The sequence below is a fragment of the Catalinimonas alkaloidigena genome, assembly GCF_900100765.1.
Lineage (GTDB): Bacteria > Bacteroidota > Bacteroidia > Cytophagales > Flexibacteraceae > Mooreia > Mooreia alkaloidigena.
The window spans coordinates 1-14,937 of the sequence record NZ_FNFO01000024.1 but is presented as its reverse complement, the minus strand read 5'-3'; the positions used below and the strand labels follow the sequence as shown (position 1 = coordinate 14,937).

At 50.7% G+C, this 14,937-nt stretch carries 12 protein-coding genes; 6 read left to right on the top strand and 6 right to left on the bottom strand.

The genetic code is table 11. The features are described from left to right. The 3 genes from BLR44_RS28270 to BLR44_RS28260 form a co-directional block, all read left to right on the top strand. Positions 1-438 (top strand): nuclear transport factor 2 family protein (locus BLR44_RS28270; RefSeq protein ID WP_089688849.1); only part of this gene is annotated, 438 nt, incomplete at its 5' end. A gap of 371 nt (positions 439-809) precedes the next feature. Further along, positions 810-1,505, top strand: a complete 696-nt coding sequence (locus BLR44_RS28265; RefSeq protein ID WP_089688847.1) for a recombinase family protein — start codon at positions 810-812, stop codon at positions 1,503-1,505. Between the two features lie 131 nt (positions 1,506-1,636). Next, positions 1,637-1,903 carry an AbrB/MazE/SpoVT family DNA-binding domain-containing protein gene (locus BLR44_RS28260; protein ID WP_089688845.1) on the top strand — a complete coding sequence of 89 codons (267 nt, stop codon included), beginning with the start codon at positions 1,637-1,639 and terminating at the stop codon, positions 1,901-1,903. Between the two features lie 481 nt (positions 1,904-2,384). Here the strand turns inward: BLR44_RS28260 and BLR44_RS28255 are convergent, their stop codons facing one another. Beyond that, positions 2,385-3,998 (bottom strand): ABC-F family ATP-binding cassette domain-containing protein, encoded by a 1,614-nt coding sequence (locus BLR44_RS28255; RefSeq protein ID WP_089688843.1) that lies wholly within the window; start codon positions 3,996-3,998, stop codon positions 2,385-2,387. Positions 3,999-4,853: 855 nt separating this feature from the next. On the opposite strand from BLR44_RS28255, the gene BLR44_RS28250 reads away from it, so the two are divergent. After that, positions 4,854-5,888: a ThuA domain-containing protein gene (locus BLR44_RS28250; protein WP_089688841.1), complete on the top strand. Its 1,035-nt coding sequence runs from the start codon at positions 4,854-4,856 to the stop codon at positions 5,886-5,888. A 483-nt stretch (positions 5,889-6,371) separates the two neighbouring features. On the opposite strand, the gene BLR44_RS28245 is transcribed toward BLR44_RS28250, so the two are convergent. The 3 genes from BLR44_RS28245 to BLR44_RS28235 all read right to left on the bottom strand — a co-directional run bounded on the left by BLR44_RS28245 (position 6,372) and on the right by BLR44_RS28235 (position 10,015). Further along, a complete protein-coding gene (locus BLR44_RS28245) occupies positions 6,372-7,496 on the bottom strand; it encodes a hypothetical protein (protein ID WP_089688839.1) in 1,125 nt (374 codons plus the stop codon). Between the two features lie 105 nt (positions 7,497-7,601). Beyond that, positions 7,602-9,380 (bottom strand): sensor histidine kinase, encoded by a 1,779-nt coding sequence (locus BLR44_RS28240; protein WP_089688837.1) that lies wholly within the window; start codon positions 9,378-9,380, stop codon positions 7,602-7,604. 2 nt (positions 9,381-9,382) lie between these two features. Further along, positions 9,383-10,015 (bottom strand): response regulator transcription factor, encoded by a 633-nt coding sequence (locus BLR44_RS28235; protein WP_089688835.1) that lies wholly within the window; start codon positions 10,013-10,015, stop codon positions 9,383-9,385. Positions 10,016-10,269: 254 nt separating this feature from the next. On the opposite strand from BLR44_RS28235, the gene BLR44_RS28225 reads away from it, so the two are divergent. Next, positions 10,270-11,100: a carboxypeptidase-like regulatory domain-containing protein gene (locus BLR44_RS28225; protein ID WP_089688831.1), complete on the top strand. Its 831-nt coding sequence runs from the start codon at positions 10,270-10,272 to the stop codon at positions 11,098-11,100. Positions 11,101-11,814: 714 nt separating this feature from the next. After that, positions 11,815-12,414, top strand: a complete 600-nt coding sequence (locus BLR44_RS28215) for an MCP four helix bundle domain-containing protein (protein WP_089688827.1) — start codon at positions 11,815-11,817, stop codon at positions 12,412-12,414. A gap of 1,083 nt (positions 12,415-13,497) precedes the next feature. Here BLR44_RS28215 and BLR44_RS28210 read toward each other — a convergent pair. After that, entirely contained in the window at positions 13,498-13,947 is a 450-nt protein-coding gene (locus BLR44_RS28210; RefSeq protein ID WP_143017536.1) for a hypothetical protein, read from the bottom strand. An 81-nt stretch (positions 13,948-14,028) separates the two neighbouring features. After that, positions 14,029-14,811: an MbnP family protein gene (locus BLR44_RS28205; RefSeq protein WP_089688822.1), complete on the bottom strand. Its 783-nt coding sequence runs from the start codon at positions 14,809-14,811 to the stop codon at positions 14,029-14,031. Between the last annotated feature and the right edge of the window lie 126 nt (positions 14,812-14,937).

Below are 14,937 nucleotides of genomic sequence, written 5' to 3'. Positions count from 1 at the left end.
CAACGCCTCTCCGCCCTCGAAGACAAGCAGGCGATCAAGCATGTCGTGGATGAATTCTCAATTTTAGCCGATACCAAAGAAATCGAGAAGCAGGTGATGCTGTTCACCCCCGACGGCGTCGTGGAATCGTACGCCAACGGTGAGCGATCTTCTTTGTTGCAAGGTCGGGCGCAACTCCAAGAGGTGTTCTCCGGCTTCCTGGCGAATTTCCATACGGTGTATCACCAGAATGGGCAACAAACCATTGATTTACAGGGTGATCGTGCAGAGACTACGTCGTATTGCCGGGTCATTCTGGTAGGCGATCAGGAGGGGAAAACCATGAAAACTACCCTATACACCATTTACCAGGATCAGCTGGTGAAACAAGAAGGGCAATGGCTCATTCAACACCGAACTTCCAATTTTGTGTGGCGGGAAGTAGAAGAGGTGAAATGATTCAAACTCGTTTGAAACGATAAACAGGTGCTTGGTATACACTCAAGCACCTGTTTATCGTTTTGGTTAATGGTCTCTCAAATGATTGCATATTAGAATAAAATATAACGACTTTATGTGGCATATCTTACTGATTTATTTTAGTGGGTGTTTTTACTAAATTTTAGAGAAGATTCTATTTTTGGGAAAACGCTATGGTGGGCTTCTCTCCGACTGGTAGTCGGTTTTCCAAGCTTATCACATAAGCGCTAGGTTTTTTTAAATCCGTTCACGGGAAGCTTTGTTTCATTTTATAAAGGGTCGTTTCTATAATGAAACAACTCCTCGTATATTTGCTTCCCAGCCCAACGTTCGCCAAAGATTCTTCTGTTATGCCGCATTACATCGCTTACTACCGCGTCTCTACCGAAGGGCAGGGCCGCTCAGGCCTCGGACTGTCGGCCCAACGCCAGGCGGTCCGACACTTTCTCAAAGCCGGGGATGAACTCATCGAGGAATTCACCGAAGTGGAGTCGGGCAAGCGCGACGACCGTCGGCAACTGGAAGCAGCCATTCGCCGGGTGCGGGAACGTTCGGCCACGCTCCTGATCGCTAAGCTCGACCGGCTCTCCCGCTCAGCGGGGTTTATCTTTCGGCTCCGCGACGCCGGCGTGCCCTTTGTGTGTGCCGATCTGCCGGAAGCCAATACCCTTACCATCGGCATCTTTGCCGCGCTGGCGCAGCACGAACGGGAACTGATCGGGCAGCGGACCTGTGCGGCACTGATGGCCTTAAAAGAAAAGGGTGTGCCACTGGGCTCGCCGCAAAACTTAACCGAAGAAGCGATCTTGAAAGGGCAGCAGATTCGTCAGGAAAATGCCCGCCAGCACCTGGCCAACCGTCAGGCCGCCGCCCTGATTGCCATGTACCGCCCCCAGGGCTTGACCTTTCGCCAGATCGCCGCGCAACTCAATGAACTGGGCTACCGCTCCCGCCGAGGTCAGTGCTTTGGCCCGGCGACCGTTTACCGCCTCTGGCAACGACATCAGGAGGAAGCAAAACGCCGTGACGGAAACGACGTGGCATAAAAGAAATTAGAAACGGGGCGAAATGGCCAACACAAGCCCCTGGCTGACTGCCCTGGTGAAGTGATTTTCGCTTCGTAAATCTTTTAGATACTTGCGACAATGTTGTAACATGATCGCAAGCTTGAATCAGTATGAATGCCATCATCGACAAAGTACGGAATGTAAGTATCTCCAAAGCCATTACCACTCCTGCCCCCTTTATCCAGCAGTGGGGCCTTGCCGATCAGGTCGAACTTACCCTTCAGGAAGGGTGCCTGATTGTTCGGCCGGTGGCCGGAACCCCTCATCCCCGGATGGGCTGGGAAGCACAGTTCCAACAGGCGCTGGCCGACGGTCACACGCCCAACCCGGAATTGCTGGAGGGATTCTCCAACGACTTCGACCAGGAAGAATGGTAATGGTAAGAAGCGGCCGTGGACCAGACCCGTTGCTAAAAGAAGCTGGGCAGTTTGGATGTGGTTACTCAGCAACTCCTTTGTACGACCCTCCAAGCATTGTTTGCTTGGTAGGTAGTGCACCTGAGCGCGATTTACGCTTGTGTGGGACACCCGCCGCGTTAGAAACTCTCATAAACGTTGAAATCTTTTTATGATTCGTTTTTGGAACGTACCCTTAATAGAGTATCACGGTGTCTTCAATGATTGGTGGAATTCTTTTACTTTTTTTTGTTTATCATAACTAATATCAATTATATAACAGATAAGTCCTGGATTTTTCGGTAGCCTATGCGGCTGTAACTTCTTCCGGAGGCGATATTCCTTATCAAAGGAGTGAGCAAACTCCTTGCGTTAAGGGCGCAGGGAGTTTGCTCACGTAGAAGCCACCAGCACGTGTCAGTGCTATACATCCGGGTGAAGTTTGGCGTTTGAAAGCCAAAGGCTAGTAAATCTTCTCCCGTTGGGCCATCCACTCCTCGTTTTCGATGTAGTCATCGTACGTGCTGAGTTTGTCCAGGTAGCCCTTCGGTCCGATTTCCAAGATACGGGTAGCGACGGTATTCGTAAACGCGTGGTCATGCGAGGTGAAAAGCACCGTGCCGGGGAAGTCTATCAACGCATTGTTAAAGGCCTGAATAGACTCCAGGTCCAGGTGGTTGGTGGGTTCGTCAATGATTAGCACATTGGCTTGCGACATCATCATCCGTGAAATCATGCAGCGCACTTTTTCCCCTCCCGACAGGACGTTCACCTTTTTGAATACCTCTTCGCCCGAGAAGAGCATTTTTCCAAGAAAGCCCCGGATGAATACTTCATCCTTCTCACCCGTCGAAAATTCACGCAACCAGTCCATCAGGTTCTCATTGCTGCTAAAGTACGAGGAGTTATCGCTGGGTAAGTAAGCGGTCGTAATGGTCTGACCGAACTTAAACGTTCCCGTATCAGGCTCTTCTTCTCCCGCTAAGATTTTGAAGAAGCTGGTCGTTGCTACCCCGTCTTTGCTCAGCACCGCGATTTTATCTCCTTTGTTGACGAACAGGTCCAGGCCGCTGAAAAGGGTCTTTTCTTCGGTCGATTTACGGAGGTTTTTAATCTCCAGAATTTGATCTCCCGCCGGTCTTGCCTGGTTGAAAATGATGGCCGGATAGCGCCGGGTAGAAGGTTGAATGTCCTCCACACTGATCTTATCGAGGAGTTTTCTTCTACTGGTGGCTTGCTTCGATTTCGAAGCATTGGCGGAGAACCTGGCGATAAACTCCTGCAGTTCTTTCTTCTTTTCCTCCGCTTTCTTGTTGGCCGAAGAGCGTTGCGCTAAGGCCAATTGGCTCGATTGGTACCAGAAGGAATAGTTGCCTGTAAAGAGGCGCACCTGGCCAAAATCGATATCGACGATGTTGGTACAGACGGTATCCAGAAAGTGTCGATCGTGCGAGACGACGATCACCGTATTTTTAAACTCCAGCAGAAAGTCTTCCAACCAACCCACGGTTTGCAGATCCAGGTCGTTGGTAGGTTCGTCAAGAATCAGGATGTCGGGATTTCCGAAAAGCGCTTGCGCCAGAAGCACCCGTACTTTTTGGTTACCATTCAGGTCTTTTACCAGGCTGTAGTGCAGGTCTTCCGGAATCCCCAAACCACTCAGCAAGGAAGCCGCATCCGACTCTACATTCCAGCCGTCCATTTCGGCGAACTGTGCTTCCAGTTCGGAGGCTTTGAGGCCATCGGCTTCGGAGAAATCGGGCTTCATGTAGATCGCCTCTTTCTCTTTCATAATCTTCCAAAGCACGGAGTGTCCCATCATGACCGTATCGATCACGCTCGTTTCGTCAAACTCATAATGGTTCTGCTTCAACACCGCCATACGTTTGTCGGGCTCCAGAAGTACCGTCCCCGAGTTCGGGTCGACATCGCCCGAAAGGATTTTCAGAAATGTAGATTTACCCGCACCATTCGCCCCAATCACCCCATAGCAATTGTTACCCGTGAACTTGATAGTGACTTCGTCGAAGAGTACTCTTTTGCCGTAAGCGAGGGAGATGTTTTGTGTTGCGATCATAGCCTAATAGATGTAAGGCTGCAAAGGTAAGGGTATCGATCGCACCGATGGGTATGAAAAGACAATCTGTTTGGGAAAGACGTCTACGTCGATGAACCTGATCATGTAGCATCAGGAATGAACTAAGGAACCGAGCAGGAAAAGCAAGAAGGCTGGACCTTAGGATTCGACCGACGGGTGGCATTTATGCAACCAAGGCAATACTCCTTTTGCTTGGGTTGTCATACATGATGAGCTATATTGTCAACCGGGCATCAGCAGAGTGGAACTCGGCAATTGGGTTTCAGAGAAGGGAGAGGAGAATTTTAAGCGGGCAGCTGCCTGGGAAAACCGTGTCGGTGGCAATCGCGGTCTATTTCTGATGGCATTCCTACGACTTGGTTACCGTGCCTCGAGCACCCACTATCAGAAAAAACGCCTCCATACTATGCTGTCGCTCCACGAAATGGGAGGGCAGTCTGTAGGGTTTCCAAACCCGAACACATAGCGCCAGAAAAGCCTGCTGCTGAGTGGCATCAGTTAAGCATCAAACACGTCAACGGCAAGATTGAGCGCTACCTCAATGGAGTGATAACGACCCGACCGCGCTAACCGCCAAGGAATGGCAAGAGATGATACCGCTAATGAATTGAAGAGGTTGCCGGAATTTGGTAACGATACCAAAGGGCAAATTGCTCTGCAGGATTGGATCGCAGGTACTTTACGAAAAAGTAAAATAACCCTAGACTGATGCTCTGGTCATTAAGATCTAATACATTTATGAACAGAAGCCATTTTTTCTCATCTGGATAGGGACCATTCCTCCCCCAAAATCTTTCAACCCGCTTGAGGATCATACGTAAACACCAACTTTCTATGTTAAAACGCTACTGGATTAGTGCAATCGTAATTTTGTTGACTGCCTGTAGTCAGCCCGATCAGAAACAAGATTCGCCTGCCAAACGAAAGGCCTTACTTATTGACGGCCAGAACAACCACTACGTCTGGCCCAAAACCACGATGATGATGCGGGATTATCTGGAACAAACAGGGCTTTTTGAGGTAGACATCTACCGGATGGATTCTGTATGGCTGGGCATCAAATACAATCAATCCCGTCCCGAGCCCTATACCTATTTTATAGAAACTTATCCCTTGGATTCAGGATCTTATCACGTATCGCACGATCCCATTAAAACCTCGCAATTCTCTGTGGACTTCAATCAGTACGACCTGATTGTTTCCAATCTCGGGGCCGAGGCTGCACCCTGGCCCGCAGCAACCCAAAGAAGCTTTGAAAAATATATGCAGGACGGCGGGGGACTGGTTATCGTACACGCGGCCAACAATGCGTGGGGCGATTGGCCAGCCTACAACAACATGATTGGCCTGGGGGCCTGGGGAGGGCGTGATAGCACGACGGGGCCTTACGCCTATTATACGGAGGCGGGCGAGCTTACAGTAGATCCTTCGGCCGGTCCCTGTGGATCGCATGGCGCGGAGTACGATTTTCTTCTGACGACCCGTGCTCCAGAGCATCCCATTATGGCGGGATTGCCTACCGCATGGCTTCACACCAAAGATGAATTGTACGAGCGCATGAGAGGTCCCTTCCAGAACGCCACGATCTTAGCGACCGCCTTTTCGGATGTAGAAAAAAATGCGCCGCCCTGGAACCCTTCTGTAAAAGGAATGGGGCAACATGTTCCTTTATTGATGGCGATCAATTACGGACAAGGGCGTGTGTTTCATACGGCACTGGGACACTTTGATTACTCCATGGAATGTGTAGGATTTATCACAACGCTGCAAAGAGGAGCGGAATGGGCGGCCACCGGCATGGTCACCCAAGAGGTTCCAGAAGATTTTCCTTCCGAGAAGCAAACGACCTCCAGAAAATGGAGCAACTGACAAGCTGCTGACTCACGTCACTCGCTACTGATTCAACCCCTGTTAAGAGGAGCCAAATCACTTGATCATCTGCCCGCCTGATATCCAGCCTAACATAGGCTCGGGGCTGTTGCATCACGGTCTTTTGCTCTGATGAAGTCGGCCTTGGCCCGAAAGGAATTTCCAGGCCAAGGCCCCTAATACGGCCGCGGCGGACGGGCTCCCCTGCAATCAAGCCCTGCTCCTCACGGGTCGCTTGCGCTTGGTTCTGCTGTACCTCCCGGGCTAGCAGCTCGATGAAGCGTTACTCTGCGTTCAAAATCAGGTCAGGGACAGAGGGCGATGTGCACAGGCCATGAGCAAAACTCGAATTGTGCTGGCTTTTGAAAGCCAGTTCACGAGTGTTGTTTTGCGTACGTTCTACAATGCACATGACTCCTTCGTGTACCTGTGTGCAGCTACACGAAGGAGTCATATAGGAACTTCCGAAGGTTAGTCGTCCCCTTATTTCACCTTGGTGCTAAACTTGTTGACATGATACCCCAAAAAAGTATCGAGGGCTTGTTTGATGCCGGTCTCGTATTTGCCAGCGTCGGCATGGATCAAAGCCGTGTTTTCAACAGCAATGTCTTCCGCACGGTACATCATCCCAAAGGCGGTTTCTGTCCCGATGAAATCCCGATCCGTTTTCGCATAGGCCTGAATTTTTTCTTCCGCCACTACGCCGTTGATCGGCAGTTCTTCTTTCAATACCCCACTGTACACGCCCAACGGCGAGCCGCCTATCTTGTTTCGGCCTTGCACAAAGTCGACGGCCGACACACACAGGTACTGTTTTTCTTTGGTACTTCCCGTAATCCCTAATTTGGAGGAGGTGGAATGGTTGGCGACTCTGCTGTTGATATGCTCATAGGCAGCCATACGCAGATCGGTATTGGCTACGATTTTAGCGCCGTTTCCCTGGTACGGTTTCTTCACGTCGAGAAACAAAATGTACAGATCCGCATTGACGATCGTGGCTTCATCGAGTTCGGCCGAAAGCTTAGGGTACTTGCTTATTTCGTCGACGATGCTGGTGCGCCCATCGTTGTTCATGGCCCTGTTCAGGCTGGCCGAAATTCCGCCCTGTTTGCGCTGGCCGTCTTTGGTAAATCCTTTGACGAAAAACACGGTATTGGTGGGATAAACCGTCAGCATGCCCGGCGCTTCGGACAAGCTCATCTCCATATTTTCAAACCGTTGGTACCCTTCGTAGTACTTCGTGTGGGCCGCCGCATCGCCATTCAGAATGGTGAATCCCTTTTCTTTTAAGTCGGCCACAAACCGTTGATACGCTTCATCGGTAATCTGCTGGAGCGTGGCCAACGGGATGTCCAGCCCAACAGCCAACGACGCACGGGTATTCCCCGAGAGCATCCGGTCCGCAAAATTTCCTTTGGTGGAGGCCGTTTTTAGATTATAGAGCTGGAAATTGACAGAAAAGTTGGCGATGTAAATGTCTTTCGATTTAAACTTATTGGCTCCGTTGAGTTTGTTTTCTTTGGGCTTAAAGTCTCCTAAATCCTGGGCCTGCACAAAGAGCGAGAAAACAAAAGAAAGGGCAAGGGCTGCGATAAACCTTGTCTTCATAAGATACGATTTTTCGAGTATGATTTACTTGTAAAGATTGGCGTATCTAGGGACGTGGCGTTCAGTACATTTTCGTGAGTTGACTACGTGATTTTTCGTAAAGTGCTAGACCGGGATTCTGATGTAGGCGGCGGTGCCTTGATTTTCGGCACTTTCAAACGTGATGTTTCCCTTGACCATTTCGATCCGGCTCTGTAGGCTGTTTAGCCCTATGCCCCGGTGGGTGGTCTCGGCATCGAAACCCACCCCGTTGTCTTCGTAAGTGATGCTCAATACCTGGTTTTTATACAACAGCAACAGGCTGATGGTATTTGCCCGGCTGTGCTTGATGGAGTTGTTCAGCAGCTCCTGGCAAATGCGGTAAACGCTTGTTTCGATCTTGTCATGGAATCGCCGCTCCAGGCCGATGGCATTGAAATCGACCGTAAACTGATGTGCGGCCGACGTCCTCTCCAACAAGGTTTCCAGGGCCTTTTCCAAGCCAAATTCTTTTAAAGTAAGGGGCATCATCTGATAGGCTAGGTTGCGTACCTCGGTCGCAATTTCCGACACCCCGCGTCCGATGGCAGGCAACTGATCGATCGTACGGTTTTCTGAAGCCGCCTGGAGCTGCTGCTTAACCACGGTCAGGTCCTGCACGATGCCGTCGTGCAAATCTTTGGCGATGCGGTTGCGCTCTTTTTCTTCGGCGTCCAGCACCTGGGTTAGGGCCAGTTCGTGCTGCTCCTTCAACAGGAGTTGCGTCTTATGCTTGTTTCGGTTCCTGACAAAGAAAATCAGGGTGGTCAGCAGAAACAGGCCGAACGCGAGGAGGGTGGTGTAGAGGTATTTCTCTTTCTTTTCCTGCGCAATGAGCAGTTGCTGGCTTTTGATCTGCGCCTCCTTCTTCTCTGTTTCGTACAGCGTGGTCACCTCTTCCACCGCTTTCAGTTTTTGCACCGTATACAGGCTGTCGCGAAGGGCGTTAAACTGTTTCAGACTTTGGTAAGCCTGTTCGAAATCGTGGACGGCTTCGTAATTGGCCGTGATCTGCTCGTAATTGTACTGCTGTATGTCGAGGAACTTGATCTGCTGCGCCAACGCATTGCTCTTCTGAAAATAGGCGATGGATGCCAAATGCTGCCCCGTCTCCTGGTAAAACTCGCCCAGAGCCGTATAGTTGAGCATGAGTGCAAACGCATCGTCCAGTTGTTCGCGGACTGCCAGCGCTTGCATCAAGTAGTTTTCTGCGGCGGCGTAGTTTTTAATCAACAGCTGGTTGTAGCCTAAAAACTCCAGCGAATAGCCGATGCCGACCGAGTCGTTGCGTTGGCGTTGGATCTGCAAGGACTTTTGGAAACGCTCGTTTGCGGTTTGATAGTCGCCCTCGTCCCGGAAAACCACACCGCTTTCGTTGTAGATCCGGGCAATGCCCTCCTGATTGTTTTCTTGTTCGTAGAGGTGCAAGGCCTTGTCATAAAAATCCAACGCCCTTTCGGGTTGCCGCAACTTACGGTACATCCTGGCCATGTCGTCGTAAAGCAATCCCAGCTTTTCGGTAGCGCCGCTCTGTTCGAGTTCCGCCATGGCTTTGTAATAATAGACCGAAGCGCTATCGATTTCCCCTTTTTTGCCATAAGAGAGGCCGATAAAACGCAGAAAATCGCCTTGGTTGGCTGCATCGTTTTCGCGTTCGGCCAACGCGTATCCATACCGCGACAACGCAATGGTCGCATCGAATTGGGTAGTATAGATTTGCTGCAGGTGGCGTTGAAGAAGGTCGATTTTTTGAGGATACGCGTGCTCGTTTTGCACCAATTGCACGATACTATCGACGGTAGCAAGGCTCTGGGCGACAGACAACTGCCCAAACGTTGCCAGAATAGCGATCCAGAAAAATTTCAAAGCTATACTAGTTTATTTTTTAGCGCGGTGCTGATCAGCTTGCCCACCGAATTCACATTGAACTTTTGCATGATGTTGGTTTTGTGCGTCTCCACCGTCCGGGGGCTTAAAAATAGTTTATCTCCTATTTCTCGCGGGGACAAGCCTTCGCACAGCCAGTGGAGAATTTCCTTTTCCCGGTCGGAAAGAGGCTCCGTGAGCACGTGCCCCGCGGCCGTTTTTTTGACGCCACTCAACACCTTTAGCACTTCTTTGGAATAGCAAACCTCACCTTTCGGCAGGTGGATGGCTTCTGACAGCTCCTGCAGGGTGCAGTCCTTGTGCAGGTACCCGGCGGCCCCCTTGTCCATGCAATCCTCGACGATGTATTTCTCGTTGAGCATGGACAAAATAAAACAGGAAACGGTAGCGTAGTTTTTCTTTACTTCGACCAGGGTTTTACGGCCATCCCACACGGGCATTTCCAGATCCAGGAAAACAACGTCCGGAACTTTTGCAGCGCAAGCGTGGAAGAGTTCCTGTCCATTTCTAAAAAGGTGAATATCCCCCACCGCGTCAATCTGCGATAGCAAAGCCGCAATGCCTTGTGCAACAATGTTGTGGTCGTCAGCCAGGTAGATCGTTCGTTTGTTCATCCAGTTTCAACTTGCCCAGTATGCTCGGCGCTAAACCCAAAGCAATGGCATTCAACACCAGGCGCAACTTAAAGGATAATACGTTCTTGGCTCATGCCAACCAGCGGAGGCCCGTCAGGTGCCGGGAGGAGGCGATTGATGAGGGGCAAAGGCCGCCCGGCTTTAGTTATCTGCTCAAAAACGTCGTTTTTCTACAAGGCCGGTGCCTCGGGCCGGGGCAATCTTTGCTCCGTACTTTTTAACCCGGTACCGCTATGTATCTTCTTTCAAAAATCAGCTCGACCTCCTTACTGTTCGCGGCCCTGTGTTTGGCGGCTTGCCAGCAAAACGATGACCCCACGCCCGACCCGACCCCGCAACCTGAGCCTTACACGGTCAGCGGCACGGTGGTCGATACCCAAGGCAACCCCATGGCAGGCATCAAAGTGCGGGCCGACGATGAAGCGCTGTACGGCTCCCTGTCGGTGACGACCGATGCCAACGGACACTACCAGATGCCGCGCATGACCCTCGGTGGCTGGAAAATCTACGCCTGGAAAGAAGTCCGGTTCAACGGCAAGACCTACCACCTTCGCCTGGGCATGCCGCATGAACAAGATTACGATGCCTTCAGTCCCGGCCAGGCAGGCGAAGTCAGGGATTTTGTGTGGAAACTGTCCGGCATTATTCCCGACCGCACCCGCAGCGACGATTCCCCCGCCGGTTACTTTGGCGGAACCATTTTCTTCTCCAACTTCACCAGCGACTGGGAGCCCCTGCCGGCTGGCGCACAGGTCACCGTCACGTTCACGCCCGAAACCGGAGCGACTTTGTTTGACGGTAGCGCTCCCCAGCCCCTTCAGAAGTCGTTCACGATCGAACGCGAGGAGACGTTTTATTATCTCCACGACATTCCGCAATCGATCTACCGCATTTCGGCAACCTGCACCCACAACGGCGTCACCAAAAACCTGCAACTGACCGATACCTTTGACGAAAACTGGGGCCCCGCCCTCGAACATTTTTACTTCCGGTCGGCCGATGGCATTTCGTACGAAAACGGCATGCAAAGCCGCAGTATGCCCTACTTTATGAAATTAGAGTAAATCGCCGGAGGGGATATAGCACCCGAAGTCGGTGGGCTGTCGCTGCCGCAGGGGAACGAGCGCGGTAACTTCCGTACCGATGCCGAAACCGATACATTCCATCGCAAGCCCCTGACAGGGTAGGAGTCAGGGTACTTGGTAGACGACGGGGCCGTGTACAAAGCCGAGTCGAGGGTAACGCCTCCTGCCGCGGACAGTTGCACCACTGGCTCGTTCTGCCTGTACCCGACCTCGGCCCGGCAGCAGGTCCAGGTTCAATTCACAGCGCAGGTGGATCGCACCTATACACTCTATATAATGGCCTGGGGCGGCATGCCGGTCGCCGTCTGATCTGGCTACAAGGGATCAGGCAGTACCGATCTGAAAGGTGTTATCGCTCTGATCGTAGAGAGTAGTATCGTGTTTACGTGCGATGCGCATCTGGTGGGGTTTACCTGTTCGATGGCTTGGGAACCATAAAGATTTGTTTACGCCTGCACCAGATCCACTACGTCGAGAACTTACTTGCCTACAATCTATCTAGAACTACTTCGCGCTACTCTTTCAGCTGATTGCCCAGGGCTTAATCCGATTCAATTAAAGCCCAGAAGGGCTGCACGTCAGCTCCTGTCGCGAATACAAGAGGCGATGCGATGTATAGGTTACAGCTAGGATTGAGCAAGGTTTGTTTAATTCGTGTATTTTGGAACAGCTTAGTAACCAAAAAGTATATCCATGAGCATCTATAACAAAATTAAATGGGTGGCAGGTATCCTATTAGTCTTTGTCATTGTTCTAACAACCAATCTGATAGATAAGGATAATTTTGGCAGATTAAGGCACTCGATTGTAACGATCTATGAGGACAGAATTATCGCAAATGACTTAATATTTGAACTAGCAGTTTTGATTCAAGAGAAGGAACTAGCAGTGGCCATGTCGGATTCCGTATTTTTTTCAAAAAATAATGATAGTGTTGATCAGAAGATACAGAGTTTGATAGAAAGGTATGAACAAACACAAATCACAGAAGAAGAACAGAGGTTTTTCGATGATTTGAAGACTAGCTTAAGGACATTGAAGAAATTAGAAACCGAATTTGTATCTTCTAAGTTTAATGATAGCACCGAGCTTTTCAATACCATCAATCACATAGTGCATACACTTCGTGACTTATCAAAAGTGCAGTTAAAAGAAGGACAAAGGCAAATGGCACTTAGTAAAAGAACCATGGATACGATAGACTTATTTACTCGCGTCGAAACTATATTTCTGGTATTGATGGCAATTCTTATTCAAGTAATTGTTTTATATAAACCGCAAAGGCGTCAGTAACTTTCTTTGATGTCACAAGGGAGTATTCTTCAAAATTACTTACGTACTACAGTAGGTAGGATGTGCCTTTTGATCCCGTGCTTCCCATAACCCATAGGCTGTTCGTAGGGTTATCCATATACGATTCTGGTGACGTCCCCCGTAAAATCGGACCGTTGTAGAACGACAGCCGGGCGGCCCCTCCGCGCCGTAGAAAAATCAGGCAATTAATTTTAACTGAAAGCAAAAACTGTTGTGAAGAACCAAGTAGTCGGGCCATTGACGTTCATAGGAGCACCAGCTGTACCCTTCGACATGCAGAGACAAACGTCAAGGTTGGTAAAAGCGTGTTGGAAGATGGACGTCAGCGAGGCCCCTTGTTTAATGGGAAACGGCCGCCAGGCGATATAAAAATAGATACACTTATGAATTGTTGGCGGCTTCGGTCCCTACGGAGCATCGCGTCCGATTACCGTGTTCACGGTTTCCTTACCATAAGGGATTAAGCCACGGAATGACCTGGTCTTCACTTCACAAATAAGACAAAGCAACGCGGTTGGCCCGCGTGAAGTCATTTCCTGACGGAGGCCATTGGAAAATCCTTTAGGAATCGCTCAATGAACCCGAACGCCAGAAACTGACCCAATTGCGTGAACGAACACAGTAGGTCTTAACCTTAGCTCAACTGCTGACCGGTCACCATTCAATTCTACGAACCTTTTACTTCGCCATCAAAAGGCATCCTCGTAAGATTGCAAAACCCTCTCCGTGGAGTGGGCGAGCATAAAGCATTTACTTGCCGTCAGATTTTTGATAGGTAAGAGGGGCGACAGGTGTGTGAGAAGTTGCCCCTCTTTAGCGACCTTAATCCACTTCCCGCTCCTCCTTGGTCGCGAGCTCGCAAAAGTTTCATCAGGGCCTTAATTCTTGCATCCATAGAAGCTTCTCATGAACTCTTCAAGAAGCTAGAATGCAAGTATCTCTTTTATTCACTTTGCATCAGAGTGATGTAGAAAGATATCATAAAAACGACTACGCTATTCGCTAGACTACGATAAGGAAATACATCATCCACGTCAAAGGGAATGCTGTATTGATCCAACATTAGTCCAACTGTTGCTCAGCCGAGCGGATAGCTTGGCGCATCTGCTTGTCGATCGCCTGCATGTTTGCTTTCGCTTCCCGGAGGTACTTCACTTGCTCGGCGACACCCATGGTATCGCTGGCCATGCCATGTCCCTGGTGCAGCGTGGCAGCTTCTTCCGTCAGAGGCACTCGCAAAGTGCGCATCCACCCCCGCATCGCCTCATCGGCAGCGGCTAGCTGCCGGATGGCGTCCTGCACTTCCTGTGCGCGCGAGGCGTCGAGTGAAGCAATGGTATCCAGACGCGGCGCCAACGCTTTCTGGAGTTGCATCATCCGTCCCATCCGGGCCATCGCGGTATCGTGAATAACGGCGACCTCGTGGCGCACCTGGTCCAGTTCTTTGGATGTGCCATCGTGCGATTCGGTAGAATGACACCGCGCCCACACCAGCACAAGAGCAAGTAGCATAACAACGAAAACAGATTTTTTCATAAGAGAGGAGCGCGGAACGGCCCCGGCTTATTGGGACCATCCTGCTAGAAATAAAGATTAAGGTCGATTTTCGACGGCGCGAACGCGCAGCATTCCATCAGCGTAATTATCGGCAATCTGGCCAGACGTAACGGGCTCGAACATAGCGAAGTTGAGCGTATCCAGGTCGATCAGATGTGGCGTTTCGAATACCTCCAGCACGTTGGTTTCCATCACCACGGTCACCGTATCCTGGGTTGCTACCAGCAGCGCCGGCAAGTCTAAGTCCCGCAATGAAAACGTCAGAATGCGATAATTCAGATCACTGCCGATGTGGTAGGTCACCGGACGGTTGCGGGCTGTGTCGCCGCTATAGATTCCCTCGAGTAACAAGAACTTATAGCCCGTATGCCAATTCCAGGCCATATCGTTGGCCGGGTCCAGGTCGCCCACCTGATCGATGGAGGTATTGTGGCCATTATCAACGCCAATGGCTAACTCCAGTTGATCGTACGTACCGACAGGGACGCCCACTAGCGTCACAATCTGTGTTGCAGCCAGGTCGGGAGCGGTAATCAAGTAGTAGCTGTCGGGCACCTGATAAAAGTCGCCCGTCTGCTGGTTCCGCACCTTGACGTTGCTGACGTAGTACTTGAATTTCCGGATCGAAACGGTGTCCTCCGCCTTCGTAAGGAAAGGCGAGTTCAACGTCAGGGGTTTTTCCCCGGCCATCAGATCGAAGGTCAGGCGCACGGTGCCGGTGGAAGGAAGGGGCTGCGGCGTTTCCCCCGAATCTTTTTCGCAGGCCCACAGAACGAGCAACAGGGCCAGCGGGGAGCAGAGTTTTTGTAGGGTAGGCATGGGTGAAAGGCGAAAGGTTCGATGACATTAAAAATTATAGGTCAGGCTGAGAGACGTCCGCCCGTCAGACCGCAATTCGATCATGTCCTCGCTGTTGAAGCGCTGCCAGACCGGCGTTTTGTACCC